23 protein-coding genes are annotated in these 26161 nt (G+C 41.5%); 12 read left to right on the top strand and 11 right to left on the bottom strand.

The annotated features are described in order from the left end of the window. Positions 1-140 precede the first annotated feature (140 nt). The gene (locus tag ACEYW6_RS12940; protein ID WP_412980004.1) at positions 141-764 is read right to left on the bottom strand and encodes a site-2 protease family protein; all 624 of its coding nucleotides are present in this window, start codon (positions 762-764) and stop codon (positions 141-143) included. A gap of 760 nt (positions 765-1524) precedes the next feature. Between ACEYW6_RS12940 and ACEYW6_RS12935 the strand changes: the two genes are divergently transcribed. Together ACEYW6_RS12935 and ACEYW6_RS12930 are read left to right on the top strand one after the other, a co-directional pair. Beyond that, positions 1525-1806, top strand: coding sequence for a DUF4212 domain-containing protein (locus ACEYW6_RS12935; RefSeq protein WP_190890283.1), 282 nt, complete (start codon positions 1525-1527; stop codon positions 1804-1806). A gap of 9 nt (positions 1807-1815) precedes the next feature. Continuing rightward, the gene (locus tag ACEYW6_RS12930; protein ID WP_412980003.1) at positions 1816-3471 is read left to right on the top strand and encodes a sodium:solute symporter family protein; all 1656 of its coding nucleotides are present in this window, start codon (positions 1816-1818) and stop codon (positions 3469-3471) included. A gap of 95 nt (positions 3472-3566) precedes the next feature. Here the strand turns inward: ACEYW6_RS12930 and ACEYW6_RS12925 are convergent, their stop codons facing one another. Beyond that, positions 3567-4409 carry a tetratricopeptide repeat protein gene (locus ACEYW6_RS12925; RefSeq protein WP_412980002.1) on the bottom strand — a complete coding sequence of 281 codons (843 nt, stop codon included), beginning with the start codon at positions 4407-4409 and terminating at the stop codon, positions 3567-3569. A 366-nt stretch (positions 4410-4775) separates the two neighbouring features. Beyond that, positions 4776-5696 (bottom strand): ribonuclease D, encoded by a 921-nt coding sequence (locus tag ACEYW6_RS12920; RefSeq protein ID WP_412980001.1) that lies wholly within the window; start codon positions 5694-5696, stop codon positions 4776-4778. Between the two features lie 649 nt (positions 5697-6345). Between ACEYW6_RS12920 and ACEYW6_RS12915 the strand changes: the two genes are divergently transcribed. The 3 genes from ACEYW6_RS12915 to ACEYW6_RS12905 all read left to right on the top strand — a co-directional run bounded on the left by ACEYW6_RS12915 (position 6346) and on the right by ACEYW6_RS12905 (position 12174). Beyond that, positions 6346-6819 (top strand): BON domain-containing protein, encoded by a 474-nt coding sequence (locus tag ACEYW6_RS12915; protein ID WP_412980000.1) that lies wholly within the window; start codon positions 6346-6348, stop codon positions 6817-6819. 677 nt (positions 6820-7496) lie between these two features. Then, positions 7497-11120 carry a chromosome segregation protein SMC gene (gene smc, locus ACEYW6_RS12910; protein WP_412979999.1) on the top strand — a complete coding sequence of 1208 codons (3624 nt, stop codon included), beginning with the start codon at positions 7497-7499 and terminating at the stop codon, positions 11118-11120. A gap of 58 nt (positions 11121-11178) precedes the next feature. Then, entirely contained in the window at positions 11179-12174 is a 996-nt protein-coding gene (locus tag ACEYW6_RS12905) for a PRC-barrel domain-containing protein (RefSeq protein WP_412979998.1), read from the top strand. 54 nt (positions 12175-12228) lie between these two features. Here the strand turns inward: ACEYW6_RS12905 and ACEYW6_RS12900 are convergent, their stop codons facing one another. Then, the gene (locus ACEYW6_RS12900) at positions 12229-12498 is read right to left on the bottom strand and encodes a hypothetical protein (protein WP_412979997.1); all 270 of its coding nucleotides are present in this window, start codon (positions 12496-12498) and stop codon (positions 12229-12231) included. Further along, positions 12495-13586 (bottom strand): 3-dehydroquinate synthase, encoded by a 1092-nt coding sequence (aroB, locus tag ACEYW6_RS12895; RefSeq protein WP_412979996.1) that lies wholly within the window; start codon positions 13584-13586, stop codon positions 12495-12497. Before aroB ends, ACEYW6_RS12900 begins: the two co-directional genes overlap by 4 nt. A gap of 152 nt (positions 13587-13738) precedes the next feature. On the opposite strand from aroB, the gene petL reads away from it, so the two are divergent. Next, complete coding sequence (petL, locus tag ACEYW6_RS12890) at positions 13739-13834, top strand: cytochrome b6-f complex subunit PetL (RefSeq protein WP_100899295.1); 96 nt, start codon at positions 13739-13741, stop codon at positions 13832-13834. 64 nt (positions 13835-13898) lie between these two features. On the opposite strand, the gene ACEYW6_RS12885 is transcribed toward petL, so the two are convergent. Continuing rightward, a complete protein-coding gene (locus tag ACEYW6_RS12885; protein ID WP_412979995.1) occupies positions 13899-14795 on the bottom strand; it encodes an EamA family transporter in 897 nt (298 codons plus the stop codon). Positions 14796-14896: 101 nt separating this feature from the next. On the opposite strand from ACEYW6_RS12885, the gene ACEYW6_RS12880 reads away from it, so the two are divergent. After that, positions 14897-15391, top strand: coding sequence for a MarR family winged helix-turn-helix transcriptional regulator (locus tag ACEYW6_RS12880; RefSeq protein WP_412979994.1), 495 nt, complete (start codon positions 14897-14899; stop codon positions 15389-15391). A gap of 87 nt (positions 15392-15478) precedes the next feature. Here the strand turns inward: ACEYW6_RS12880 and bioB are convergent, their stop codons facing one another. Continuing rightward, positions 15479-16486: a biotin synthase BioB gene (bioB, locus tag ACEYW6_RS12875; RefSeq protein WP_412979993.1), complete on the bottom strand. Its 1008-nt coding sequence runs from the start codon at positions 16484-16486 to the stop codon at positions 15479-15481. A 396-nt stretch (positions 16487-16882) separates the two neighbouring features. Here bioB and ACEYW6_RS12870 point away from each other — a divergent pair, with 396 nt between their 5' ends. Beyond that, positions 16883-17458 (top strand): GNAT family N-acetyltransferase, encoded by a 576-nt coding sequence (locus ACEYW6_RS12870; protein ID WP_190890298.1) that lies wholly within the window; start codon positions 16883-16885, stop codon positions 17456-17458. 80 nt (positions 17459-17538) lie between these two features. Here the strand turns inward: ACEYW6_RS12870 and ACEYW6_RS12865 are convergent, their stop codons facing one another. After that, positions 17539-18210: an SMI1/KNR4 family protein gene (locus ACEYW6_RS12865; RefSeq protein ID WP_412979992.1), complete on the bottom strand. Its 672-nt coding sequence runs from the start codon at positions 18208-18210 to the stop codon at positions 17539-17541. 122 nt (positions 18211-18332) lie between these two features. On the opposite strand from ACEYW6_RS12865, the gene ACEYW6_RS12860 reads away from it, so the two are divergent. Then, the gene (locus tag ACEYW6_RS12860; RefSeq protein WP_412979991.1) at positions 18333-19790 is read left to right on the top strand and encodes a protein adenylyltransferase SelO; all 1458 of its coding nucleotides are present in this window, start codon (positions 18333-18335) and stop codon (positions 19788-19790) included. A 397-nt stretch (positions 19791-20187) separates the two neighbouring features. Further along, positions 20188-21366: a TIR domain-containing protein gene (locus ACEYW6_RS12855; RefSeq protein ID WP_412979990.1), complete on the top strand. Its 1179-nt coding sequence runs from the start codon at positions 20188-20190 to the stop codon at positions 21364-21366. Between the two features lie 56 nt (positions 21367-21422). Here ACEYW6_RS12855 and ACEYW6_RS12850 read toward each other — a convergent pair whose 3' ends face one another. Continuing rightward, positions 21423-23147: an ABC transporter ATP-binding protein gene (locus ACEYW6_RS12850; protein ID WP_412979989.1), complete on the bottom strand. Its 1725-nt coding sequence runs from the start codon at positions 23145-23147 to the stop codon at positions 21423-21425. A gap of 1199 nt (positions 23148-24346) precedes the next feature. Between ACEYW6_RS12850 and ACEYW6_RS12845 the strand changes: the two genes are divergently transcribed. Both ACEYW6_RS12845 and ACEYW6_RS12840 read left to right on the top strand, forming a co-directional pair. After that, positions 24347-24496, top strand: coding sequence for a hypothetical protein (locus ACEYW6_RS12845; RefSeq protein WP_412979988.1), 150 nt, complete (start codon positions 24347-24349; stop codon positions 24494-24496). Between the two features lie 103 nt (positions 24497-24599). After that, positions 24600-24941 carry a winged helix-turn-helix transcriptional regulator gene (locus tag ACEYW6_RS12840; protein ID WP_412979987.1) on the top strand — a complete coding sequence of 114 codons (342 nt, stop codon included), beginning with the start codon at positions 24600-24602 and terminating at the stop codon, positions 24939-24941. 76 nt (positions 24942-25017) lie between these two features. On the opposite strand, the gene ACEYW6_RS12835 is transcribed toward ACEYW6_RS12840, so the two are convergent. Then, the gene (locus ACEYW6_RS12835) at positions 25018-25413 is read right to left on the bottom strand and encodes a salt stress protein, Slr1339 family (RefSeq protein WP_190890311.1); all 396 of its coding nucleotides are present in this window, start codon (positions 25411-25413) and stop codon (positions 25018-25020) included. Positions 25414-25553: 140 nt separating this feature from the next. Beyond that, positions 25554-26159: a vWA domain-containing protein gene (locus tag ACEYW6_RS12830; RefSeq protein ID WP_412979986.1), complete on the bottom strand. Its 606-nt coding sequence runs from the start codon at positions 26157-26159 to the stop codon at positions 25554-25556. Between the last annotated feature and the right edge of the window lie 2 nt (positions 26160-26161).

Raw genomic sequence — 26161 nt, 5'->3', positions numbered from 1 at the left:
ATCAATCGCCGTCTCTACAATAATCAGTCGTTTCGTAGAGACGGCAATTCATCGCGTCTCTTGCGTTAACCGAACAGTATTGCATGGCTTTCAATTCTCACAAATAAAATAGGATCACTATATAAATAATCTATTTTTGTTTAAGAAGCTGCTGATTCTCCCCCAAGCGCCGATTGGATAACTAAATGAGCAATCTCACTAAGTCCCGTCCCAAATTCTGGAATTATAAATAGAAGCATCATTGCAAAAATTCCGAATTGGCTATATTGCAGTGGCTTTAGCTGAGGAAAAATTTCACTGAAAACATGAAAACCATCCAGTGGTGGAATTGGCAGCAGATTAAACAGAAATAAGGTCAAATTTATCCGAGCCGCTAAGTAAAGAAATTCTCCACTCAAAAGCCCTGAGAGACTCGGATTAGAGAGAAATTTAAGCATCAAAATAAATAGAATGCCTAAAGCCAGATTTGATAATGGCCCAGCTGCGGATACCAAAATATTGCCTAGCTTGGGAGAGCGAAACTTAGATGGGTTGACGGGCATTTGTCCCCAAGCTATACCCATGAGACAGAGAAAGATGATTGATTCCTTACCCATATGAACTACAGGATTAAGTGTGAGATGACCAGTTTTTTGTGGAGTGTTATCTCCCTGACTCATCGCAGCCCAGCCGTGAGCAAGTTCATGCAAAGTGATGGAGAATATGACAATTACAACGATTCTGAAAAAATGAATCGGCTCTGTGATGAGTGTTTGGATAAACATATATTCTGGCTTGTGGTATGGTTAAAGCTGAAATCCGCACTTTCCGAAGACACGCACGAAAAAGTTACCCAATTAAAAAACTGCAAACCTTGAGAATTAAGGTTGCTCACCAATAAATTAGGTAAGTTATTTTTGCGAGGCTTCCAAAACTAGTTAAAAAATCTATGGAGACGTTGGTTGCTGAGAATGAAGCAAATCAGTTGCTTGAAATCAGCTTTTTCTCACCATGATGATCGAAGTTCTCATCTATAACGGCTGCAATGCATCGGAAAGCTGTGTAAGAAAGTATTAGTATAATAATTTACTATCTTTTCGTAATGGGCCATGTGTGTAATAACAAGATCATTATATCAATGTTACTAAAATAACTAAGTAATAATCTATAGTAATTATTCGTATCTTTTTTTAATTAACTTTACTCAATTTTATAGCGTCAATTGCTTGTATAGCTGTAAAAAGTCAATTCATAGCATTTATAGTTGCAAAATTTCTAGTAAATAACACGTAATATATTTTAAAATTTTCGTATATAAAATTATTGTGTATCAATAATTTATTGGATATTTCAGCTTCATCAACCAACATTTGTTCATAACTAACCATAGACAAATTCTCAGCTAATTATTAGTTAGTTATATTTGATACCTCAACGTTAAATATTATTTACTAAATAATTTAAAAATTAATACAGTCACTAGACAGGATATTAACGGCTTATTGGTATTATTTTGATGCACCAACGCAATGATGATGAACAACAATGGATGAAGATCAGCGCCGTTCTTATTGGCGTGCTAATACTGCTTTAATTCGTAATCTTTTAATTGTCTGGGCATTGGTTTCCCTAGTTTTCAGTATTTTGTTGGTTCAACCTTTGAATGCGATACGGTTTTTTGGCGTTCCTTTTGGCTTTTGGATGGCGCAACAAGGGTCAATCCTGGTATTTGTGGCCTTGATTTTCATTTATGCCTTTCAAATGGATAAGCTAGACCGCAAATACAATCTCAGCAAGCAAGACAACAAATACAATCTCAAGAAGTGAGGAAAAACCGTGTCAGTTGAAATTTGGACTATTGTATTAGTTGGACTTTCCTTCCTTGCCTACATTTATATAGGTTGGCAATCACGAGTCGAGAATAGTAAAGACTTCTTTATAGCAGGTCAAGGGATACCTTCAATTGCTAATGGTGCGGCCACCGCCGCCGACTGGATGTCCGCAGCCTCGTTCATTTCAATGGCGGGGCTGATTTCTTTTTTGGGCTACGACGGTTCTATTTATTTAATGGGCTGGACTGGCGGCTATGTGCTGCTGGCATTATTACTGGCTCCTTACCTACGGAAATTTGGTAAGTATACAGTGCCAGATTTCGTAGGCGATCGCTACTACTCTAATATCGCTCGTCTGGTGGCAGTAGTTGCAGCCATTTTCGTCTCCCTCACCTACGTTGCTGGACAAATGCGGGGCGTGGGCATTGTTTTTAGCCGCTTCCTCCAAGTAGATATCAATACAGGTGTGATCATCGGTATGGTGATCGTGGGCTTTTTCTCTGTGTTGGGGGGGATGAAAGGCATTACCTGGACACAAGTAGCACAGTACTGTGTGTTGATTTTTGCTTACCTGATTCCAGCGATCGCGATCGCCTGGTTTCTCACTGGTAATCCTGTTCCCCAGCTAGCATTTACCTTCAGTGATATTGCTGACAAACTCAATAAAATTCAGGTTGACCTGGGGTTTAAGCAGTATACTGAGCCATTTGTGAACAAGTCGATGCTAGATGTGCTGTTCACCACCATTGCCCTGATGGTAGGCACTGCTGGCTTACCCCATATTATTGTCCGGTTTTACACAGTAAAGAGTGTGCGTGCAGCTCGCTTTTCTGCTGGTTGGGCACTACTATTTATTGCTATTCTTTATACCACTGCTCCAGCCCTGTCCATGTTTGCCCGCTACAACCTGATTGATTCCCTGCACAATCATACAGTTGCAGAAGTGCAGCAGCTAGACTGGGCGGCCAAGTGGGAAAAAACTAAACTGTTGGCTTTTGATGACATAAATAAGGATGGCCGTCTCCAGTTAACCCCAAACAAAGACACCAATGAAATAAAGATTGACCGAGATATTATCGTACTTTCCACCCCAGAGGTAGCTAATCTGCCTCCGTGGGTGATTGGCTTGGTAGCGGCTGGTGGTTTGGCTGCTGCTTTGTCTACAGCATCCGGTTTGTTGCTGGTAATTTCCAGTTCCATCGCCCACGATATTTACTACCGCATCATAGATTCCACAGCATCAGAACAAAAACGGGTGTTTGTCGGGCGGATCATGGTAGGTTTTTCCCTCGTCCTCGCCGGATATTTTGGGGTGAATCCGCCGGGATTTGTGAGTGAGGTGGTAGCTTTTGCCTTTGGTTTAGCTGCTGCTAGTTTCTTCCCGGTGATTTTCCTGGGAATTTTCGACAAACGCACCAATTCTGAAGGTGCGATCGCCGGCATGTTGACGGGTTTAATTTTTACGATCATCTACATTGTCGGCGTCAAGTTTGGCGGTATGCAACCTTGGTTTTTTGGGGTTTCTCCTGAAGGAATTGGTACTTTGGGTATGCTAATTAACTTTGCTGTTACCTTAGTGGTTTCGCGCTTAACACCACCTCCTCCAGCAGAAATTCAAGCGATGGTAGAAGACCTCCGCAGCCCATTGATTGAAGAATAGAGGATTGGGGATTGGGCATGGAGAAGAGGCAGAGGGGAAAACTCTTTTTTCTTGCTCCCTGCTCCCCCTGCTTCCCACTCTCCACTCCCCACTCCCTACTGTCCAAGTTCTTTGATGTTTTTCGTCACCTGTTGGTATAACTCATTGTTGCCCTGATTTTGAAAAATGTTTGCTGCTTGTTCCAAGTCCTTGAGTGCCCCCTGTTTGTCTCCATTGGTGGCGCGGGCATTTCCTCGGTTATTATAGGCAGGGGCAAAGTTAGGGTTAAGGCGAATGGCTTGATTGTAATCTGCGATCGCACCCTGTGGATCTCCATTGGCAGCACGGGCATTTCCTCGGTTATTATAGGCGATCGCATATTTGGGGTTGAGGAGAATCGCTTGGTCAAGATCATCTAGTGCGCCTTTTTTGTCCCCATTGGTGGCGCGGGCATTCCCCCGGTTATTGTAGGCTTCGGCATAGTTGGGATTCAGACGAATCGCTTCACTGTAATCTTTAACTGCTTCTCTGTTACCTCCTAGTGAGGCGCGGGCATTCCCTAGGTTATTATAGGCTTCCGCGTCGTTAGAATTGATACGAAGGGCTTGATTGTAATCTGCGATCGCTTTTTCCTTGTCTCCCAAATCAAAGTAGACTAATCCCCGCCCGTTGTAAGCAGCGCCATATTGAGAATTTTGATCAATTGCCTTACTATATGAAGCGATCGCAGCTTGTAAATCACCGTTTAAATGCTGATTCTTTCCCTGAAGATAGAATTCCCCACCAATGGAAGCTGTAGCTGAACGACGGCTAGGTTGGCTGACTCCTATTTCTGTCACCAACACATTGTCATTCTTACTACAAGAAATACTGCTAATTGTAGTCAATGTAGTAAAAATAGCTATGGTAAATATTTGATTTACCCTTGTTCGCTTTTGCCCAAATAAACGCCGTCTCATAATTTAATATAAACCGCCATAACGCCTGAACTAAATTAGTATCAAAATCTAGATTTTAATTCTTGAACTCAATAATTATTCTAACTTTTGATAGAAGTATAAAATCAAATGACAATTTTACTTGATATTCACTAACTTTATTTAATTATTATGTGTAGGATAGATGATAAAAGATGAAGTATAAAAAATGCCAATTTCGCTCTTTCCCATTGTCATCTCTAAGTTTCTTGACAAGAGATTTCTGAACAGAAAACTACTGTTGTTCATGTTTTTTAGAATACTTATCGAAAAAATATATTTAAAATATTAAGATTTATTCTAAATAATAACTCCATAAATTCTGGCATTTGTAGCCTGATGAACAATTTACTCATCTTCTGTTTCACTCTCTTGAGTTTTGGGAGTTAGTCGCCAAGAAGTACTTTTGTCAATATCTACAGAAAGTTGTTCCAGATTTTGCCCTAAATCTTTTTGGAGTTTTTGAGTTAGTGTAATGGGAAAATCTAAATTAATACCTTCATTTTGTGCTAGCCTTGCTAATTCTGTAAAAGTAGCTTTGACTGTAGTACGCTCATAGCTAGTCAGTTTGTAATAAGAAGTTTCAGATATATTCTGAGCCTGCATGGCTTTTTTCATCCGTTCTTGCAAATGCTCAAATTCTGAATTCAACAACTTCCATTGCTGCTCAAGTTGAGAGTATCTGGTACTTAGTGATACTAAGTCTTCCGTTGCGGGGTTGGGGCTAGCTTGGGCTTGTAATCCTAACAAAATTGAGTGGATTTGTGCAAGATAAATACAATCTAAGTAAGCATACTCTATCTGTTCTTCAGTCAAGGGACGTTTTCCCCAATCGCTTTGTTGTTCTTGTTTATCGATGTTGTTAAAGCTACAAAGTGATGTAGCTATAGTTTTGAGTTGGTAGTTGGGTAATGGCAAAAGATAGTAAGGGATTTTTTTTGCCATTTCCAAGGTGCAAGTAATATTTTTGGCTTTCTTGTTACCGAGAAACTTTAGATCATAACTGGCGTTGTGAAAAACTTTTTCAATAGCAGAATTTATCATAATTTCTTCAACAAATTCAGCTATAATATGAGGCTGATCTAGGACATCTAAAAGGTAGACGCGATCGCCACTCATATCTTGAGGATTATCTAATACCTGAATCAGCGATAGTCGGGGATTACGACTTTTATAGTCAGCCACTTCTGTATCTATCCACAGAGTTTTAACATTGGTATATTCAGCAACAATGTCACTAATTTCGCTGGCAGAAGTAAGGTAAGGCATTGGCTAATCTTTCCTGATATTTCGGGCATTGTAAGTAAGCCATAGTTTTCTAAAGTAACATTTTGTTGGTAATTTTGCTGGCACAGGATTGCAAAAACGCTGAAATTTGGAATTCGTCATAGACATCGCCAAATTGACTCAAATCTGATAACATCGAGTCACCACTGTGGGGTGGCATAATCTACCATTGAAATAGCTACTCAGCATCTACGTTAAATTCATCGAGAGCTACAGGCTGTATGCAGAGCCATCAATGTTAGCAGCCGTCAGGAAAATTAAATTGGCATTTCTTAAAACTGGCCGCAAAAACTTAGCTTCAAGAAATCGTCTAAGTTTGAATTTTCAGTAACCTGAGCGCTTGCTTAGGCACTTTTGCTACTTCATTTTTAATTGTTTTTTAACATCTGCTCCTCACTATGACTAAATAATTCGTAATTCGTAATTCGTAATTCGTAATTCGTAATTAACAGGGTACAAAGCCAACACTAAGTTAAAAATTTAGTGGTCAACAAGATAGTGGAGGGGACAAACCCTCTAGAAGTGCAACTACGAATTACGTTAGCGAGTCCGCTAGCGTCATTATCAATTACGAATTATTTTGACACACACATCAATTAATCGCTTCAAGTACTCAATTCGGAGATAGATAATGAAAAAGCTAATTCTATTGCTAGTTAGTGGCATTTTAGTAGTTGGTACTTTTGGCTGCCAAGAAGCTCCTAAAACTGGTTTGGAAACTCCGAGCACTACCAATCAAGCTGCTCAAGCACCAGCAACACCAGCTTCTCAGATAAATCAAACTGCGGATAAAACTACTACTAAGGTTCCAGCAAAAGGAACGACTCCTTTAGCAGCTAGTACAGGCACTAAAGTTAAAACCGATTCTGAAAAAACGGCAGCAACAAAAGCTAAGAGCAACTTGAAAACTGAAGTTAGCGAAAAGTTGAATAAAGGCTTACCAGGCAATAAGTTACAAGTTGAAAATAAAGAGGGTGAAATTATCCTCAAAGGCACAGCGGTTTCTGCTGAAGAACTCCAGAAAGCTGAAACCTTGGCGAAAGAAGTTCAAGGTGTGAAGACGGTGAAGGTGGAAGCAAAAGTTGAAACTGTGAAAAAGCCATAAAAGAAGAATAACTGAAGCTTTCAGTTAACATCGGCATGAAAGCCAAACAGGGACTTACACAGATGTAAGTCCCTGTTTGGTATTTGCAAGTTAGTAGTAAGGAATTTAGTGCTTAGAAAATAAGGACTAAATTCCTTACTACAAATCCTCAAAACTAGCTTGACAAAATACTAGTACATAGAGCATCGATTCAGTAATCAAAAACCTAACCCCCCAGCCCCCTTCCCTGCTAGGGAAGGGTGAGCCAAACTCCCCTCTATGCTTAACGGCAGGCTTACGCCAAGGTCGAGGGGTTGTGGGGGATAGGTTCTTCCAGGATTACTGAATTGGTGTTCTAGTGAGCGTCCGTAGCAGCTATTTTTTTAATATTGCTAAGGGCGTGCAATTAAATATCATGCTCATGCTAACTCTAGTAATATTGTGGTTCCCATTCAGATGCAGTACAACATTTCACGAGGTGTAGGGGCACGGCAGTGCCGTGCCCCTACGGGTGTACCTTACGTAAACGAGAACCGCTATATTCTGGTTTTCTCTGAACCACGATTTTCCTCCCCTGTGCGGTAGCCTGCGGTAAGCTGCTACTCGTCTACGATAATCCTAAATTTCCCTCCTACCCTCTTGCGAATTTTTAATTAGTTGATACACTTGTTCTTCATTAGCCCAGTGAACCAGCGCCTATGGTGCACATCAAGCGCGTGGAACTTACGAACTTCAAATCCTTCGGTGGCACTACCTCAGTCCCTTTGCTACCGGGGTGTACTGTCATATCTGGGCCAAATGGTTCGGGTAAATCGAATATTTTAGATGCACTGCTATTTTGCCTAGGACTCTCCAGTTCTAAGGGGATGCGAGCCGATCGCCTGCCAGATTTGGTAAATAACACTCAAACCTCTAAAGGACGTGCTTCTATTGAGGCTAGCGTCACTGTGACGTTTGATTTGTCGGATGAAATCTCACACAAAGACGCAAAGGTGCAGAGTGAGAAAACAGAGGAAGCAGAGGAAGAAAATCCGAAATCCGAAGTCCAAAATCCAAAATCGGGAGAGTGGAGTGTTACAAGAAGGCTACGAGTCACTCACCAAGGAAGTTACACGTCGAATTACTATATCAATGGTGAAGCTTGTACGCTGACAGAGTTGCATCAGCAACTAAGTAACCTGCGGGTTTATCCTGAAGGTTATAACGTGGTGCTGCAAGGGGATGTCACCAGCATTATCTCGATGAATGCACGGGAACGGCGGGAAATTATTGATGAATTGGCTGGTGTAGCGGCGTTCGATCGCAAAATCATTCAAGCCAAATCAACTTTAGATGAGGTAAAGGAAAAGGAAGATAGCTGTCGGATTATTGAAACGGAATTAACTGCACAACGCGATCGCCTTTCCCAAGATCGTGCTAAAGCTGAGAAATATCAAAAACTCCGCACAGAATTTCTGGCCAAGCAATCTTGGGAAGCTGTTTTATCATGGCGTTCCTTGCAAGCACAACAAGAAAAGTTAGTTCACGAAATTCAAACAGGCGATCGCAATTCTACTGAACTCACTAACCAACTCACAAACCTAAATTCCGAAATCGTTCAAAAAACTGCTGAACTTGAACAACTCAACGCCCATGTCAAAGCATTGGGTGAAGATGAACTTTTGGCGGTACAATCTACCCTCGCCACCCAAGAAGCAGAACGAAAACAACTCCAGCGTCAGCTAACGGAATTAGAAACAGCTTCTCAAGAAACTGCCAAACGTCTAGCTCAAACTCAACAAGATATTCAAAAACACCGCCATTCCCTACAAGAAATCGCCGAAACACAAATTGTAGAGACGCAATTCATCGCGTCTTCCCAACACCAAAGAAATGAAGCGCACCAAGCTCTAGAAACCTCCCGCGAAGCCGCCGCCGAAATCGCCTCAGCTTCCGAAGCGTGGGTGCAGCAACAAACGGCATTCAACCGTCAAATTGAAACTCTGCTGCAAACTCTGGAACCGCAACGCACAGAACAAGCACAACTCAGGGAACGAAATAATCAGTTACAGCAGCTTATCCAAGAGCAAACCCAGTTAATTGAACGTGACGAACCCGAATTAGCTCAAAAACAAACTGAGTGCAGTCGAGTTGAAACAGAATTTAACGCCTCTAGCGAACCCATCCAAAATTTAGCCCAAAATCTCTCAGCCACAGAACAAGAATTACAAATCCAACAAGAAACCCAAAAACGCTTACTTTCTGAACAACGGGAAAAACAACGCCAGTTGGATAAAATAGAAGCACAAGCGCAAGCACAGCAAGAAGTCCAAGGAACCCAAGCGAGTAAAGTCATTTTACAATCGGGAATGCCTGGACTTTGTGGCTTAGTTGTGCAGTTAGGAAAGGTTGAACCCCGCCATCAGCTAGCTTTGGAAATGGCTGCCGGTGGACGCTTGGGACATATTGTGGTGGAAGATGATAGTGTAGCCGCAGCGGGTATTGAATTGCTCAAACAGAAGCGTGCAGGGAGGGCGACTTTTTTACCGCTGAATAAAATTCACGCTCCCAAATTTACTCAAGATGCAACGCTGCGTTTTGCTAGCGGTTTCGTTAACTATGCTGTTAACTTAGTCGATTGCGATCGCCGTTACCAAGATGTATTCAGCTATGTTTTCGGTAACACAGTAGTTTTTTCCAGCCTTGAGGCGGCGCGGAAAAATTTAGGACTGTATCGCATCGTCACCTTAGACGGGGAACTTCTGGAAACCAGCGGTGCAATGACTGGTGGTAGCAACAGCAATCGTTCGGCGTTGCGCTTTGGCAATGCGGAAGCGGCGGAATCTGATGAAGCGATCGCTTTAAAAACTCGCTTGGTGGACATTGAGCGGGTTTTAGAGCGTTGTACCGAAGCGATCGCAACTTTGTCAGCCAGAACTAAAAAACTCACCCAAGAACTCACAGAAGCGCGTCAAGCGCGCCGCGAACAGCAGCTGCAATTGGAACAGTTGCAAAAAGATATTAAGAATTTGACAACGCAATTAGAGGGGACGCGATCGCAACTTGCCCAAAACAGCGAAAAGTTAGCCATTGCTCAATCCCGTCTGGAAATTTTAGAGCGGGAATTACCTGGACAAGAAACTCAGTTGCAACAATTGCGACACGCTTTAGCAGAGTTGGAAGCATCTCAAACCCCCAGCGAATGGCAGCAAATCCAGGCGAATATTAAAATTCAAGAGCAACAATTGCAACAACGGGAGACAGCATTACGCGAAGCTGAACAAAGATTAAAAAATTTGGAAAATCAGCAACAACGTTTACAAGAAAAAATCCAAGAAGCAGAAACGCGAATCACCGAATACGAAACCCAACAAATCTCTTGTAGAGACGCTATTCATCGCGTCTTTGCACAAACCACAACAATAGACGACCAAATCACCCAAACCCGCGCCAATCTCAGCCAAATGGAGCAGAATTTGGGAGAAGAGAAACAAAAACGCGACGCTACAGAACAGGAAGTGCGATCGCATCTTTTGCGCCAGCAACAATTGCAATGGGAAATCGAAAAACTCAAAGAAACCCAAGAGAAGCGCCGAGAGGAACTAATTGCACTGCAAAGCCAGTTGCGAGATGTAGGAGCAGAATTACCAAATCCCTTGCCAGAAGTTCCAGATAAGGTAGATTTGGAAGAATTGCAAAAAGAATTGCGATCGCTTACCAAACGCTTACAGGCAATGGAACCTGTTAATATGCTGGCGTTAGAAGAATACGAACGCACCCAAAACCGTCTCCAAGAACTCACACAAAAATTAGAAACACTAGAAGGGGAACGCACCGAACTACTTTTGCGGATTGAAAACTTTACCACATTGCGGCAACTTGCTTTTAAAGAAGCTTTCGATGCTGTGAACGAAAACTTTCAATCAATTTTTGCCATTCTTTCAGACGGTGACGGCTATTTACAACTCGAAAATCCTGAAGATCCTTTTAGCAGCGGATTGAATTTAGTCGCGCACCCCAAAGGCAAACCCGTACAGCGCCTAGCTTCCATGTCTGGGGGAGAAAAATCACTCACAGCCTTGAGCTTCATCTTTGCCCTGCAACGCTACCGTCCATCGCCCTTTTACGCCTTTGACGAAGTAGATATGTTCCTAGATGGGGCAAACGTAGAACGATTAGCTAGAATGATTAAACAGCAGTCACAACAAGCGCAATTTATAGTTGTGAGTTTGCGTCGTCCGATGATAGAATCAGCCGAACGCACAATTGGCGTTACTCAAGCACGAGGAGCTTACACTCAAGTTTTGGGGATTAAATTACAATCATCCAATACATCTGCTTGAATTTTTGTTAATAATAGTGTATATATAAACCGGATTGGAGATCAGGACTCGGTATAGAATGACCTCTGAACAGATAATTAGGCGTTCCGACATATTAAATACCCAGGTGATTACCCGCGATAACGGCAAGCGGTTAGGCATCATCAGTCAAGTCTGGGTTGATATTGATCAACGAGAGGTTGTGGCTCTTGGTTTGCGAGACAGCCTGATCTCTATTTCGGGCATACCGCGCTATATGTACCTCAACAACATCAGCCAGATTGGTGATGTCATCCTAGTTGATAACGAAGATGTAATTGAAGATATCGAAGTTGAATCTCTCAGCAATTTGATTAACTGGGAAGTAATTACAGAAACAGGCGAAGTATTAGGCAAAGTTCGGGGCTTCAAGTTCAACGGCGAAACTGGCAAGCTCAACTCCATAGTTATTGCTTCTTTAGGATTGCCCCAAATTCCCGATCAATTTCTGAGTACTTACGAGTTCTCAGTGGATGAAATTGTCAGCACTGGCCCCAATCGATTGATTGTGTTTGAGGGAGCCGAAGAACGAGTAGACCAGTTGACAGTTGGTTTACTAGAGCGCCTTGGTATCGGCAAAGCACCTTGGGAACGAGATATAGAAGAAGAATACGGCTATACTCCACCACGCCAAGTTACACCAGATAAACAACTTCCTAGTGGAGTGCCATTGCAGCCACCCAGGCAAAAAGTTCGCGCCCCCGAACCTGTAGCGCGGGAAGAAGAATGGAATGAAGACTATGTGGAAGAAGAAAGGCCACAGCGTCAGGTAATGAAAGCGCGGCAGTATGAATCTATTCAATACGAAGAAGACGAGGAAGAAGATAACTGGAGCGAAGCAACAGGCAACGACAGGTATCAACAACCGCAGCCGCTAAAGTATGAAGCCCAGCCCTATAGCAAGCCATACGTTGATGAATACGATGATTATGACGACGTAGAGGGCGATGCTTGGGAAGATGCGCCGAAGCCCGTGAATATTCCCAAGAAAGTCAAAGAAAGACAGCCAGAATACGAAGAAGAAGGCGGATATTAGACTATCCGCACCCTTAGCCCCTTCCCCGCGCAAGCGAGGAGGGGGTTTTTATTTTTATAAGCATTGATAACCGAGGTAAGATCGGTTATTTTTTAAGATAAACCACCCTTCTTTTGTTGACCATCCTTTGACCGCACGCTGCCATTTACCAGCTCCAGCGGTAATTACAGGAGTAAAGGATTCAAAAAAGCATAAAATTAGACAGATGAAAAAAGCGTAGTTTACCGCCGTTGGCAAAGCCTCTCGTAGAGAAGGCATCGCTGCTGCTTCTAAAACACGGATACGTTGGACAGAGCAACTAATGTTAAATTGTAAATTGTTCACATTCCCCGCAACGCTTGCCGAATAATTTCCGATGGCACCTCATCGGTAACTGTCACTACACCAATCTCCGTTGGTAAAACAAACCGCACTTTCCCCGCTTTGACTTTCTTATCTAGTTGCAACGCGTCAATAATTGCTTCAATATCTATCCCAGTTGGTAACTTGGTTGGTAGACCCGTTTTTTGAATTAAAGCGTTTTGACGTTCCGTGTCTTCCTTTTGCCACATTCCCAAATCCACAGCAATTTGTCCGGCTGCTACCATGCCAATGGCCACTGCTTCACCGTGATTTACTAGACGATAACCAGTCAAACTTTCCACTGCATGACCGATGGTATGTCCATAGTTGAGAATTGCCCGCAATCCACCTTCTTTTTCATCTTTGCTAACAACATCAGCTTTAGCTTGACAAGAGCGCGTTAATATGGTGTTTATCAAGTCAGGCTTTACATAGCGGAGTTGGTCGAGGCGTTTACTTGCTTCCAACTGGGCAAACAATTCGGCATCCCAAATCACACCGTACTTAATAACTTCTGCCATGCCTGCCCGAAACTCACGCATAGGAAGAGTTTTCAATACTTCTGGATCAATCAAAACCAAGCGTGGTTGATGGAATGCCCCAATCAAGTTTTTACCGTGGGGATGATTCACGCCAGTTTTGCCACCAATTGCCGAATCTACCATCGCCAAGAGAGTGGTAGGCACTTGGACAACATTAATGCCGCGCAGCCAAGTTGCCGCCGCAAAGCCAGTCATATCGCCAATTACACCTCCGCCCAAAGCCACCATAGTCGAAGAACGTTCTAGGCGGTTTTCCAAGGCGATATCGTAAAGTTTTTGGATGGAATTGAGGGTTTTGTAACGTTCCCCAGGTGGTAGGGTGCAGCTAGCAACTTCAAATCCAGCAGATGTTAGGGATGCGATCGCTCTTTCCCCAAAATGCTTAAAAATCGTCGGATTAGAAACCAGCAATACCTTCTTGCCTAGCTTCAGACTGGCCATCTGCTGACCCAGTTGATCTAAACTCGAAGGTGCAATCGCAATCTCATAAGACTGCTCTGGTAAATTCACATTAATTACAGAAGTCATTGCCCAATCCCTAACAAGCGCCCGTGGGCTGTATTCTATCGCAATCTGGGAATTGAGGATTGGCGACTGGGGATTGAGGAAAAGTTTTCCAATGCCCAATGCCCAACAACTAATGATTCAATAGATTTAGAAACTATTGTGGAGAAACATAAATGTTTGCAATTGTAGCTTACATCGGCTTTTTAGCTTTATTCTTTGGTTTGGCTGTCGGTCTGCTGTTCGGTTTGCGGACTGCCAAAATAATTTAACCGAGAGATACATTCAACCTATCAACCGATGATTGAAGGACGGGCATTCTGTCTGTCCCTCAATTCATAACAAGTTTCGCTTCAAAGTAGTCGAACGATCGCCTAATCGATTAGTTTGTTGTCCCACTAAAACACTCACTAGTACGATCGCTGCTCCAATCAATTGAATTGGTGTTAGCGTTTGATGTAACACCAGAAATCCCATCAGTGTTGCAACTACCGGACTCATCAATCCCAAGCAAGAAACAGCTGTGGCTTTTAATCGTTCAATTCCCCGAAACCAAAGCATATAAGCTAACCCAGTTCCCACCAAACCCAAATAGACAAATCCCAATAGGTTTGTCACACTCAGGTTAGTCAACGGTTTTTCAACAACTAGGGCAATAGGTAAAAGAATCATCCCGCCGATTGCCAATTGCCATGCCGTAAACACCAGCAGAGAAACTGGACGTTTCCAGCGTTTGGTTAATGTCGTTCCTAAGCCCATTGTTACTGCTCCCGCGATCGCAGCGCCAATTCCGATCCAATCAAGACGAGCCGCAGGACTGAGAACCAATAAACCAACGCCAATAAATCCAACAATGGCAGCGATAATTGATCGTTTTGATGCTTGATCGCCCAGTAATAGCCACGAAAATATCACTACCAATAACGGTTGAATTGCTCCCGCAGTTGCTGCTACTCCACCGGGAAGACGATAGGCTGCCACAAATAACAAGGCTTGGAAAATACCAATATTCAACCCTCCCAGCAGCAAAATCCGCCACCACCAAATCCCTTTGGGGAGTTGTCGCAAACTTGCGGTTAGAAAAATACCGATGGGTAGCGATCGCAATGCTGCAACTAACAATGGATGATTCGGTGGCAAAAGTTCGGTTGCCACAATGTACGTAGTTCCCCAGATTGCTGGTGCTAAGGCTGTCAGCCAAATATCAAACCTTCCGGCAGTCTTTATCTTCATGAAACTTATCTCGACATCAAGATACTTGATATCGAGATTTTAGCATTTATCTTGATGTTAAGATATTTGATATCAAGAAACTTGTATAAGCAATCAGCACAATGGCTTCCGATTCAGTCGATATGATTTTGGCGCAATGGCAACGTGAGCGTCCTGATTTGGATGTATCGCCAATGGGAGTAATTGGGCGGATGGGACGGGTAGCCAAGCATTTTGAACACGCAATCCAAGAGACGTTTTCTCAGTTTGGTCTGAATCTTGGGGAATTTGATGTGTTAGCGACTTTACGTCGCTCTGGCGCTCCTTACCAGCTATCACCAACGGCATTGTTTAACACGTTGATGGTTTCATCCGGCACAATGACTCATCGCATCGACCAACTGGAGAAAGCTGGGTTGGTACAAAGAATTCCTGATCCGAGTGATCGGCGCGGCACTTTAATTAAACTGACAGAAGAAGGTTTCAACTTAATTGAGAAAGCCGTAGAAGCTCATGTTGCCAATGAGCATCGCATACTCAATGTTTTGGAGCAGTCAGAGCGGGAATTACTTATTGTGCTGTTAAGAAAACTCTTGACTTCATTTGAAGGAGAATAGCGGCAACCTTGTTCAAGAAAGGCACAACAAAAAACATTTAGTCTGGATCTAAATCCTTGACTAAATGTTTTACACCAAATCAAATATTTATCCCACAACAGCCGGACTTGCTACCTTTTCTTGTCTTTGGGAAGGCGGACGCATTCCCAAACCAAGTAAATTCAGCATTTCTCGGTCACTATCGTAATCTGGACAGGGAGTTGTCACCGTCAACATTTTGTTATCGTCGCTAGAAAAGATAGAATTGGCTCCTGCCATAAAGCAGAAAGCTTGTTCTACTTGAGAAAGTCTAGCTCTCCCAGCACTCAGACGCACATCAGAAGCTGGCATTAAAATTCTGGCTGTGGCAATCATTCGCACAATATCCCAAATGGGGACATCAGGCTGATCTTCTAAGGGTGTGCCTGGTACTTGGGAGAGAATATTAATTGGCACAGACTCTGGATGCGGATGTAAGTTTGCCAGAGTTTGTAACATCCCAACCCGGTCATCAACAGTTTCGCCCAAACCGAGGATACCGCCGGAACATACGGTAACATTTGTCTGACGGACATTCTCGATTGTGTTCAAGCGATCGCTATAAGTTCTCGTGGTAATAATTGTGCTGTAATATTCCTGCGAGGTATCTAAGTTATGGTTGTAGGCATAGAGTCCCGCTTCTTCCAATTTCCGGGCCTGATTTGCCGTCAACATACCCAGAGTGCAGCACACTTCTAAACCCATTGCGGTTACATCCTTGACCATTTCCAGGACTTCCTCAAATTGTGAGTTATCCCGCACTTCGCGCCAAGCAGCACCCATGCAGATACGACTAACACCAGTTTCTTTCGCTTTCTGGGCGATGCTAACTACCGTTTCCTTTTCTAGGAGTGCTTCCGCCTTTACCTCTGTTTTATAGCGGGAAGATTGAGCACAGTAGCTGCAATCTTCTGGGCAACCTCCCGTTTTAATAGATATAAGCTTACAAACTTGTATTTTTGTTGGGTCATGATATTGGCGATGCACGCTAGCAGCTTGATAAATAAGCTCTAGCAATGGCGTGTTGTATATCGCCCGAATCTCTAATTCCTGCCAATCGTAGCGTATTCCCACCACATCACTATCCTTCTTGTAGACTGGGTTAAATCTTGAGCTGTCTTTTGGTTGAATTTCCGGCGGTACAGCGTTTGGGCAAAGCTATTTCATCGAAGTTATGCCGCGTACTGTCCTTTATCACCCATTGGCTCTCAATCCTTTGGCTCTAGATATTAGACATCAGCTTATCAAGATTTTGGTGGAATGGCAGATTCACAGCAAAAATACTCACCCTATCTGTTGGAAGTAAAGCGGAAGAATGGCGTTTTTGGCAAAACACCCATACTTAGATCACTGATTATTCAAATTGGAACATAATAATACAGCTAATCTCACTGCTGCGAAACCGCGAGTTATGAGAGAATTTACAAAATCTAGAGAATGTTCCGGGAAGAGATCCCGTCGATGAAGTAATTTATGATATCAGAACTGCCACTAATTACAAGCGATCGCCTGTTCTTACGAGCGGCGATCCATGAAGATATACCCCAAATTCTCAAATACTTTATTCATAACAAAACTTATCTTACTCCATTCTACCCTCTTTGGGCTGATGGTTTTTTCACTGAAGAATATTGGCAGTATCAGATAGAGAATAGTTTTCTGGAATTTATTAATGGTCAATCATTAAAGCTATTTATTTTTACAAAAAAAAATCCAACCGTAATTATTGGAACTGTAAATTTTAGTAATTTTGTCCGGGGTGCCGCTCATTTTTGCTATGTGGGATATAGCCTTGCGGAAAGTAAACAAGGTAAAGGATATATGACAGAAGCTTTAAAAGCCGCAACTCAATATCTTTTTCAAGAGTCAAATTTTCATCGGGTTATGGCTAATTATATGCCTCACAATCAGCGTAGTGGCAATGTACTTAAAAGACTCGGTTTTGTTGTTGAAGGATATGCTAGAGACTATTTGTTAATTAATGGGCAATGGGAAGATCATATTTTGACAAGTCTCATAAATCCTAATTGGCAAGCACCTCAATATTAAAATAATTCGTAATGGATAATGACCCTCGATAGCGAATAACGAAGCATTAGCAACGTAGGAGCGTCATTACGAATTACGAATTACGAAGACTGGCGGATTTGATCCAAACTTCGGTTAAGCCAGTCTTCATACCAATCATAAAAACTTATAGGCTGCTCTTCATCACTATCTGCATGAAAATCATCAGGGTCGGTGTCATGGAAAGCATGACAAAAACTCAAAGAAGCAGGATATATCCCATTATCATTAGTCCGGTCATCTATCCAGATTTTTCCTGACTGCTCCCCGGTAATGACTAACATCGCATAAATTCCACAACCATAATTTGTAATGGTGAGAGTGCCCTGGATAAATTTATCATCGAAGTAGGCATCATTGTTGATAACAAAACCCGTATTATTCTTGACAATCAAATCCAAATCATTCCATGCCTCTGTTAAAGGAAATGGTTTAGAGAGAATTTCGTAGTTCTCTTGGTATAGTTTTTCTGGGGTGACATCTTCAGATTCAATTCCCGACAGTCCAGATAAACCGTATCCTGGCCCCGCACCACCATTACCAACTTCTAAGAGAAAGTTTCGATATTCACTTGGTAGCGTAATATTGTATCTAGATTCAAATACTTGAATATCTTTGTTACTCAAGCAAGGTTTGAATTTATATTGGTGTGATTCTGAGCCAAAAACCTCAAATGTAGCGTCTAAAATAGCTAATTGAGTTAACTTTTTCTTTAATTGCAAAACTTTATCCATTATGCGCTCCAGATTTTGATGGTGACGCTGCCATATTTTAGATATGGGTCGCTTTTTGCGTCTATGCTGATGCTGAAGCCAGAGGTAGTATTAAGGGAAGAATGAATTAAGCTTTGCTCGTAATGACTCTGGCCGAAACTCCAAACTACAAAAATTCTAGCAATCCTTTTCTCTCCCTCAACTACGAAAGCGCTTTAGAATCTCTAGGCGACGACTACTACGATGAGGTTGCAGCAGAGGAATTTCCTCAACACCTCCTGCGTTGGCGTAACGATGCACTACTACCCCGCTTGGGTTTAGACCCCCAACTAGTCAAAGACGAAGATTTTATCACAGCTTTTGGCAAATTTCAGGGGCGTAAACCCTTGTTGGCACTACGTTACCACGGCTATCAATTTGGTGAATATAACAGACAGTTAGGTGATGGTAGAGGCTTTCTCTACGGACAAGTACGTGCCACTGATGGCGAATTGTACGATTTTGGCACGAAAGGCTCTGGGAGAACGCCCTACTCCCGTGGTGGCGATGGTATGCTCACGCTCAAAGGTGGGGTGCGGGAAGTTTTGGCTGCCGAAGCACTACACCAATTGGGTGTACGTACCTCGCGCTGTCTAAGTATGATTGAAACAGGTTTACCCCTCTGGCGGGGCGATGAACCTTCGCCTACCCGTTCATCTGTGATGATTAGGATGAGTAGTTCTCATATTCGGTTTGGCACTTTTGAGCGACTGCACTATTTCCAGCGTCCAGATTTAACTAAGAAGCTGTTAGACCACGTAATTGAGCAGTATTATCGACACTTAAGTGATGAACAAAATAAATATGCCTTGTTTTACGCCGAATTAGTGAAACGAGTTGCAGAATTAGTAGCCCAGTGGATGGCGGCTGGTTTTTGTCATGCAGTCCTTAATACTGACAATATGTCGGTTACTGGAGAGAGTTTTGACTATGGCCCTTACGCGTTTATCCCGACTTACAACCCATCCTTTATAGCTGCATATTTTGACTATTATGGACGCTACTGTTACGGTAATCAACCAAGTATTTGTCAGTTGAATTTACAAATGTTCCAGGAACCTTTAAAGGCGATTATCGATAAAGAGGAAATGGAAGCTGGATTAGCAATATTTGATGAGTATTATCAAGCTGAATACAGTTCTTTGATGTTGAAAAAGTTAGGTTTTGTGGAGTTGCCGCATCCAGAGGCTAAGGAACTCTTAAATCTCACGATTGAATTCTTGAAAGAGAGCCAAGTTGGTTATCACCAATTCTTTTATGAGATGGCTCGGACTTTTTCATCTAAATGGCGAGATGAGCCAGGTTTTGTGATGAATAGTTCAGATATTGTGCCAGTACCGGGCGCGTCAGGAATTTTTGATGATTGGTGCATACTATACCATAAAATTTTGAATGATTTGGAGCGCGATTGCATCGATGTAATTGCCCAAACTCTAGCTGATCATAATCCTAAAACTGCATTATTAAGACCTGTAATTGAATCTATTTGGGAATCAATTGCTCAGGAAGATAATTGGCAACCTTTTTATGATTTAGTGCAGCAAATTCAGTCTAAAAAATAGTAAGATTACAGCTATTTTCTTTTTCATAGCGACAGACTGATTGAGATTAAATCTGCTGTAACTGACACGACGAATAATCTAATAAGATAAGAGACGTTGCAATGCAACGTCTCTACAAGCAATGCTGAATTGTAGAAATGCAGAAATCTGAATTGCGAGAAAATACGTAGGTCAGTTGTCAAATATAAAAGTAAAATTTTATTTAGTATCGGCGATTATAAATCACGACTACACAAACAAAAATCCAAAGTTTTGATGGTTACCCACGCTCAGAGTCATCTTTGCCTCGTGGGTTATTTTTTAGTCCACGTAGTTGGACGAGAGTTTATGTAGTAGTAAATTCTATTCACTCATTGTTTCCAAACTTCTCTATAGCATCTAAGAAAATCTTAAAAGAATGAATCAGATATACATAACGTATGCATGGAAAGATAACCAGAGTGAATTAGGCAGTCAACGCGAAGAATTAGTTGATAAAATTTGTGCAGCACTTGTTTCTGAACATTACAACTTAATTCGCGATCGCAATTACTTAACACTAGGCAAGAGTATACAGAACTTCATGCAGGAAATCGGGCGTGGTAACTATGTGATTATTGTTGTCAGCGACAAATATTTGCGATCGGAATACTGTATGTTTGAAGCTCTTGAAATCATGAAACGCAAGGATTATGAACAAAAAGTTTTTCCAGTTGTTTTACAGGATGCGAATGTATATACCAAAGAAGGTAAGAGCGAGTACATAAAATATTGGAAGCAACAGAGAGAAAAAACCAAACAACTCATCGGTTCAGAAGTATCTTCGCACGAACATTCAGCAATGTATGATGTGGCTGAAAAAATTATAGAAATTTCCCAAAGAATTGATGAGTTTATGTTTTTCATCTCGGATAAATTAAGCATTGATCCATCACATAACTTTAATGCATTTATCAATCAGCTTACTGATTCTATTAAAAATGATGCTGTTCAACTCAGAAGCAAAAAAAGCATTTTAGTTGCAGGCACAGGATACTTTAATATTCCTAATGAAATCAATTGGTGCGCTCAAAAGCTTGGTGAAAAAATAGCAGGATACAACTATAACTTGATAACAGGTGGATGGGAGGGAGTAGATTATGTTGTAGCTGATAAGTTTGCTGAAAAAATCGCACAACAAAATATCCGCTTAACCGAGAAGTTAACCCATGTTGTTCCACGAGGAAAACAACCTGTATTTAAGGGTGGAAAAGTCGAATATACGGAGTCAGGTATTAATGAATGGCTCGATTGTTTGCGACATTCAGATTTGGTTATTCTTCTGGGGGGTGTTGGCGGAACTTATGAGACTTATCTGTATGCTAAACAAGAAAAAATTCCGGTGATTCCTATTGTATGCACTAATGGTGATGCCAAAAAAGTGTTCGACGAAATGCTACAAAATTGGGATAGTAAACTAATGGGAAATATCTCACCGGAAAAATTCAAGTCACTGAATCAATATATCCATGATCCATCAACAGCAGAAGATGTAATAAATGATGTCATGGATATTGTTAATGAAATTATTTTTGCAAAAATGATGCTAAATCCATAAAGGACATTTGAAGGGTTTCTCAATCGCTAATTTTTCCGTATGTCTAAAGTTCGGAGCTAACTAAATTGCTGGGCATAAAACCGCGCATAGCGACGTTCTAAGGCTAATAATTCCTCATGAGTTCCCGATTCAACAATTTGTCCCTGTTCGAGAACTAAAATGCGATCGCACCGTCTGACGGTTGATAAACGGTGAGCAATAATAAATACTGTGCGTTTTTGCATCAATCTTTCCAGCGCTTCCTGTACCAGTGCTTCTGACTCAGAATCTAATGCTGATGTCGCTTCATCAAGAATCAAGATTTGGGGATTGAGCAGAACAGCACGAGCGATCGCAATTCTTTGTCTTTGTCCACCTGATAAGTTTACCCCACGTTCACCCACCCAAGTCTGATAACCCTCTGGCAGTTGGCTAATAAATTGATGAGCATTAGCAATTTTCGCCGCCTCTATAACTGCTTCCATGTCAAAAACATCTTGTCCAAAAGCAATATTTTGGGCAATTGTCCCCGAAAACATGATGGTTTCTTGAGGAACAATCCCAATTTGTCGCCGTAAACTGTGCAGCTTCACATCCCGAATATCAACACCGTCAATGAAGATTTGACCAGTTTCGGGGTCGTAAAAACGGGGGAGAAGATTGACAAATGTGGTTTTACCAGCGCCAGAAGCACCCACAAGAGCGATCGCTTCACCTGGTGATACCAATAAACTGATATCTTTTAATACAGGTTCTCCCGGTTTATAAGCAAAGGAAATATGACGATATTCTACTTTGCCGTTGACTGGAGGTAGAGCGATCGCATTTGTTTTTTCGATCACCGTTGGTTGAATTGCCATCAATTCAAAAACGCGATCAACAGATGCTTCACCCTGCTTAAATTCGTTGTAGTTGTTAGTAGTATGACCAATGGGATCAATTAACAGCGCCGCCGCCGCTAGATAACTGAAAAAATTTGCCACTGTCAAGTTGTTTTGGGAAATTTGCCACGCTCCCACAATCAGTAACGATAACGCACTTAAAGCTTCCAGAAATCCGACGATGGGAATCTGAATCGCTTTGAGGCGTTCGGCTGAGTATTTTGCTTTGAGACTGCGTTCTGCTTCATGGCCAAAGCGGGCAATTTCGTAATTTTCGGCAGCAAAAGCCTGTACCAAACGAATACCGTTGAAAACTTCCGCGAGAATGGCTGATAAACCCGACACGCGATTTTGACTTTTTAAGGAATATTTGCGTAACCGTTCACCAAACCAGCCAACTAAAATAGCCATTAGCGGTGCAACTATCACTGTTGCTAATGTCAATTGCCAATTTAGGTAAACCATGTAAATCGGAATTGCTAGCAACTGCAAAATGCAGGGGATAAAGTCGTGAAATACTTTATTTACCACTTCGCCAACGCGGTCAACATCTTCCGTGAGGCGGTAAGACAAATCACCTGCTTTTGCCGTCTCAAAATAGCTGAGATTTAGCTTTTGAAGATGGGCGTAGACTTGCTGGCGGAGATTAAAAGCAACTCTTAAAGCAGCTTTTGCCATGTACATATCTTGTATAGATTGAAACAAACCTCTAACAAGAAATACTAAGGCGCAACTGCCAGTTATTTGAGCGATCGCTACTACATTACCTTGTGCAAAGGGAGTTGCCAATTTACCGGCAAGATTGATCAACACTAATGTCGCCAGCACGTATCCCAAGATACCAACAATACCCTTGGTGATGGTTTGCCACTGGAGTCGGATATAAGGCAGCAGTTGCCAATAATTAGAACGCGTTTTCAAGCTTTAACGTCCACAACGATATTTTACTTTGTTTGACGCTATCAGTTTTTGGTGAGTTTCTGAACAGTTAACTAATTAGTTCCCAAAATTGGCGTTGTTGAATCACAATATATCTGGCATTTACTCCACCCAAAGAGAGCGATCGCACTGCATTTTTAAGTTTTATTTTATACCAAACTTAAGATTCCCTAAATTCTATTCTTCTTAACATCAGCGACAAGGGAGCTATTTGAATACTGGAAGTATTTGCGATCGCCTGGTATTGAGCCGTTGGAATTCTTGAGGTAAATTAACTCCTAGGAACCGCAGCACAAGTTAATTGTGGCTGTATACTTGCAGTAGATTGTGCTGCAACTAACCCAACTTTGCCGTTAGTGTTGCGATACCAGGAAGTGGCTTCAACAAGAACCTCTAGATATTGTATTCCAGAACAATTCAAATTTGGACGACAGAAGTTATGCCCAATCGTAGTTAATTTCTAGGGTGGAAGGGGTTCCCAAAATAGAGCAAGTGGCGTTTGTGGGCTATTAACTATAAATTATTTTGACTTAAAAGATTCGAGTCAAATATCTCTGAAAGTCATGCAAATTTGAGTTTTTTATGGATGTGATTTTACCCTATCTTAGTTCCCAGGCTACTGCCCAGGAACTAGAATAATCTTGCTGAGATTAAGCGTTAGAAAACATTGTAAGCATTATTAATAGAACAAATAATGCACTTATCCAAAGAGCTAACGATCCCCAGCTAACTGAATCTTTTTGCACTTTTTGCCAGAAATTAGTAACTAAGTTATTCCGAATTGCCATTTTATAACCTCCAATTTTTATTAAACTTGCACTTACTTAATGCATTAAGCCTGCATTGAGTAAATAAAAGTTCATCTTTGGGAGAATCAGCCTTTATTTGCTGATTCCCAGAGACTAAATCAAGAGAAATTTAAATTAATCTATGCAGCGATAGCTACGACGGGCCCCACCTACACACATGCGTATGTTTCAACACATTAACGTTTTAAAAAACAAACAAAAATTTACAAAAAGATATTTGTTGATGCTTAAGTTTATTTTCCCATACGTAACTGTTTACACTCCAAAAACTGGGGATTTTGAGAGAATTCTTAACGTTGACTTAACCACGTATAAAAATACATGTTTTCAAACCAAAAACTACGTAAAAAGTGACTCATTTCACTTTCACTCATGATTTATCTAGACTTGAAAATAGACACAATCAACAATGGTAGCGAAAAAATCTTTATCCAAGTGATGAACAATCAAGAATTTAAAGCAGTTGTGTTTGAAAAATTACCATCCAGTATTTATGAGAGTATTAATAGTGAACAATCATGATTGGCACTTGGCGCATTAGCAACGTTAAATAAAGAGGCTGGGGGCAGGTGTGCTTCAACTCCCCTCAAAGCACTTAAAATTAAAATATTTCCTACAAAAAACTATGAAAGCTGAAGCAGACAACCATCTCAGGCTGACTTGTGAAGTAGAAACTACCCTAAAGGTAATTGGCGGACGTTGGAAAGTTTTAATTATTAGAGAATTAATGACTGGCGTAAAACGGTTTGGTGAGTTGCAACGGGCTTTACCTGGAGTTACGCAAAAGATGCTAACTCAGCAACTTAGAGAAATGGAAGAAGACGGCATTATTCATCGAGAAGTTTATCCCCAAATTCCACCCAAGGTAGAATATTCTCTGACACCTTTAGGAGAAACTTTGCAACCAATTCTCTATGCTATGCATGAATGGGCTGTGCAACATTTAGCTCAAACAAATAGCCATTAATATTGAGCATAGATAATAAATAATAATTGCTACCTTATAATTTTATCTGGCAGATTTTTCCGAATTACGAATTACTTTATTCGTTGTTTCGTAAATACTCAATCGCGGCCTCTAATTTTGAGGGGTAACTTTCAGCAAACCTTTCAAACCAAAGTCCTTCGGACGACAGTGGATCTACTTTGGCTAACCATTTTTTTGCTTCCACTTTCAAAGCTTCTAGTTGTTTGGCTTTGAGTTGTTCTTGTCGAATTCGTTCTTGTTCTAATTCTTGCTGTCTTTTTAATTCAATAGCAGCATCCTCTTCGGCAAAATCAGCCTGAACTTCTGCCAAAAGGTTATCCATGAAAGATGCCGACTTTGGCGATGCTGGAATAAACGATTTAGCTGTGGCTGATTTTGACTGCTGTTGTTGTGGTTGTACTTCTTTGTATTCGGTTTGGAGTTCAGCTAATAGCTTATCAATGGAATCCATTTTTGCAATTCCTAATAAATGGTATAGCTAGTAACGCTTTGCGTAATTCGTAATGGGCTACACCCCGCTACGCTAACGTAATTTCCACTGCATAGGGTTTTAGACATTTTCAATGCGTGGATTATTTATGCCGAACTGTACTAGTCATTAATGGCATTAAGTAGCACTTCGGATAGACTCAAATCTTCCATGTCTTCCATAGTAATGGTGTCACAGATATCAAATTTAGCACCAGCACTCTGGAGTTCATCATCTAAGACTTTGAGAAATCGGGTAGCTTGTTGATCTGTGCCGACTTGAATGAAGGAGATGGCTAATTCTTCATCTCGATCTATGCGGCGAGAAGCTTCAATAATCACCCTCATGACTGCTTTGCGATCATCCGGTTCACCATCAGTAACCACTAAAATTGTTTCACCATTTGGCTTGGTTTGACCAGCTGCTTTGCGTTGAAGGTAATCATCAGTTGCGTGTTTTAACACACTTGCTAAATCAGTTGTACCAGAAGGATCATTTTCTCGGAAAATTTGCGCTACCTTGCTGGATGTCACATTTTCGTATCGCTTAAATTTACCAGAAAATACATAAATAGTAATGCCATCTGGGTCAAATTGCTCACATTTGCTAGCTAAAGCTAAAGTAGATTCCTGTGCCGCAAACCATCTACTTCTACCACCCTTTTGATCTTGGGTTGCCATGCTGCCACTTTTGTCGATAATCAAGGTATAGTCACGATTTTCGAGCATTA

The organism is Nostoc sp. UIC 10607, from assembly GCF_047228265.1.
GTDB lineage: Bacteria > Cyanobacteriota > Cyanobacteriia > Cyanobacteriales > Nostocaceae > Nostoc > Nostoc foliaceum_A.
The sequence above is the reverse complement of the archived record's forward strand: the minus strand, read 5'-3'. Positions and strand labels throughout refer to the sequence as shown.